Source organism: Hansschlegelia beijingensis (assembly GCF_045505405.1).
Lineage (GTDB): Bacteria > Pseudomonadota > Alphaproteobacteria > Rhizobiales > Methylopilaceae > Methylopila > Methylopila beijingensis_A.
This window is the reverse complement of the sequence record NZ_JBJKEX010000376.1, coordinates 1-2918: the sequence shown is the minus strand read 5'-3', so window position 1 is coordinate 2918 and position 2918 is coordinate 1. Positions and strand designations below refer to the sequence as shown.

Here is a 2918-nt window from a genome sequence, read left to right as displayed (position 1 = left end):
TCGGAAAGCGCGTCGCCAAGGCCCGTGAGGGCGTGGATCGCACCAAGCTTTACGGCCTCGACGAGGCGCTCGCGCTCGTCAAGGAGCGGGCGACCGCCAAGTTCGACGGCTGGTGTCGCTCGGCGGCTACTCGGTCCTCGGCAGTCCCGGCGTTCCGGATCAGCCGCTCGCAGCCCGGGCGAAGCAGGCGCCGGACGTGACCCGCGTCGCCGATATGGTCTCGCGCGTCGAGGCGGCGCTCGCCAAGAACCCCGACGACGGCCGCGGCTGGGAGGTGATCGCGCCGATCTACCTCGGCATCGGACGGGCGGACGACGCCGCCGGCGCCTATCGCAACGTGATCAGGCTGCTGGGCTCCACGCCGGACCGGCAGGCCAATCTCGGCGAGGCGCTGTTCGCGGCGGCGGAAGGCGTGGTCACCCAGGACGCGCGAATCGCGTTCGAGCGCTCCGTCGAGGGGGACGCGCCGTCGATCAAGGGCTCGCTCTATCTGGCGCGGGCCGCGCAGCAGGACGGCGACCTGCCGGCCGCGCTCGCCCGGCTCAAGACCCTGATGGAGCGCGCGCCCCAGGACGCGCCCTATCTGGGCGCGCTGAAGGACGAATTGCAGCGCATGGCCGAGGTTCCGCCGCTGCCGCTGCCGACGGGAGCGGAGGCCGAGGCGCTCAAGACGCCGGAGCAGCGCATGGCCAAGGTGCGGGAGATGGTCGACGCCCTGGGCGACCGGCTGGCCGGGGAGGGAGGCGACCTTGGCGAGTGGCTGAGGCTGGCGAGAGCGCGCGCGGTGCTCGGCGACACGGACAAGGCCAGGGCCGCGATCGAGCAGGCGAGGGCGAAGTTCTCCGGGGACGGCCGGGCGGCCGCGCGGCTCGATGCGCTGGCGCTGGGGCTTGGTCTCGAGGGCAGAGGCGCGTAGAGGGTGCAGGGATGACGATCGACGCCGCTCCGTCCTTTCCGTCTCCGCGCCGGCGCGCGGGCGCCCGCAAACGGCGAAGGCTGGCGCTGCTCGCGGTGGTCGGCCTTGTGCTCGCCGCCGCCACGGCGCTGATCCTCAACGCCTTCAGCGACACGCTGGTGTTCTTCCGGACGCCGAGCGAGATCGCCGCCCGCGCCGAGGCGCCCGGGGCGAGGCTCCGGCTTGGCGGCCTCGTCAAGCAGGGCTCCGTCAGGCATGAGGGGACGACGACGCATTTCGTCGTCACGGACATGAAGAGCGAACTGCCGGTGACCTTCACCGGCCTGCTGCCTGACCTGTTCCGCGAAGGGCAGGGCGTCGTCACGGAAGGCTCGGTCGGCCAGGATGGCGTGTTCCGGGCCGACTCGGTGCTCGCCAAGCACGACGAGAACTACATGCCGAAGGACGTCGCGGATCGGCTTAAGGCCCAGGGCGAATGGCGGCCCGAGACCGGCGGAGCGGCCCCCAAATGATCGCGGAAGCCGGACATTACGCGCTCGTTCTCGCGCTCGCCGTAGCCCTGCTGCAGGCGACGCTGCCCCTGTGGGGCGCGCGGGTTCGCGACGCCGCGCTCATGGGCCTCGGGAGCCCGCTCGCGGTCGCGCAATTCGTGCTGGTGGCGGTCTCGTTCGCGGCGCTCACCCACGCCTATGTGACCTCCGACTTCTCGGTGCTGAACGTCGTCGAGAACTCGCACTCGGCCAAGCCGCTGATCTACAAGATCTCCGGCGTGTGGGGGAACCATGAGGGCTCCCTGCTGCTGTGGGTGCTGATCCTCGTCCTGTTCGGCGCGCTGGTCGCGCTGTTCGGGCGCAATCTCCCGATGCGGCTCAAGGCCGACGTTCTCGCCGTGCAGGCGATGATCTCCGTCGCTTTCCTGCTGTTCGTCCTTGTCACCTCGAACCCGTTCCGGCGGGTGTGGCCGGCCCCGGTCGAGGGGCAGGACCTCAATCCGCTGCTGCAGGACCCCGGCCTCGCGATCCATCCGCCGCTGCTCTATGTCGGCTATGTCGGCTTCTCGATGGCCTTCTCCTTCGCGGTCGCGGCGCTGCTCGAAGGCCGCGTCGACGCCGCCTGGGCGCGCTGGGTCCGGCCGTGGACGCTCACCGCCTGGCTGTTCCTGACGCTCGGCATCGCGATGGGCTCCTACTGGGCCTATTACGAACTCGGCTGGGGCGGCTTCTGGTTCTGGGATCCGGTCGAGAACGCCTCGCTGATGCCCTGGCTGTCCGGGACCGCGCTGCTGCACTCCGCCGTGGTGATGGAGAAGCGCGAGGCGCTGAAGGTCTGGACGATCCTGCTCGCGCTGCTGACCTTCGCGCTGTCGCTGCTCGGCACCTTCCTGGTGCGCTCGGGCGTGCTCACCTCGGTGCACGCCTTCGCGGTGGATCCCGCGCGCGGCGTCGCGATCCTGCTCATCCTCAGCGTGTTCGTCGGCGGCAGCCTGACGCTCTACGCCTTCCGCGCCCCAGTCCTGAAGCAGGGCGGCCTGTTCGCGCCGGTGAGCCGCGAAGGCGCGCTGGTGATGAACAACATCTTCCTCACGGCGGCCTGCGCGGCGGTGTTCATCGGCACCCTCTACCCGCTCGCGCTCGAGGCGTTCACGGGCGAGAAGATCTCGGTCGGGCCGCCCTTCTTCAACATGACCTTCGGCCCGATCATGCTGCCGGTGCTGATGGTCATGCCGTTCGCGCCGCTGCTCGCCTGGAAGCGCGGCGACGCGCTGCGGGCCGCGCAGGGCCTGACCTTCGCGTTCGGCGTAGCGATCCTCGGCACGGCGCTGGTCGCGGGCTTCCTGCGCGGCGGCCCGACGCTCGCCCCGCTCGGGGTTGGCGTCGCGCTGTTCGCCATGGTGGGCCTAATGCGTGATGGCTATTCTCGACAAGTTCTCCGGCCTCGCTGCCCGCTATGAGCAGCTGAAGTCGAGCGGCGGCGACCCCTTCTCGATCCAGTTCGACGACAT

At 70.5% G+C, this 2918-nt stretch carries 2 protein-coding genes and 2 pseudogenes; all 4 read left to right on the top strand.

All coding sequences use genetic code 11. From position 1 onward, the window contains the following. Positions 1-107, top strand: a pseudogene (locus tag ACIKT0_RS16270) (50S ribosomal protein L1); the annotation flags it as partial. A gap of 89 nt (positions 108-196) precedes the next feature. Then, a complete protein-coding gene (locus tag ACIKT0_RS16265) occupies positions 197-916 on the top strand; it encodes a tetratricopeptide repeat protein (RefSeq protein WP_407106416.1) in 720 nt (239 codons plus the stop codon). Between the two features lie 11 nt (positions 917-927). Then, complete coding sequence (ccmE, locus tag ACIKT0_RS16260; RefSeq protein WP_407106414.1) at positions 928-1428, top strand: cytochrome c maturation protein CcmE; 501 nt, start codon at positions 928-930, stop codon at positions 1426-1428. Then, positions 1425-2825: pseudogene (locus tag ACIKT0_RS16255) on the top strand (heme lyase CcmF/NrfE family subunit); the annotation flags it as partial. The gene ccmE and the pseudogene ACIKT0_RS16255, both read left to right, overlap by 4 nt. Between the last annotated feature and the right edge of the window lie 93 nt (positions 2826-2918).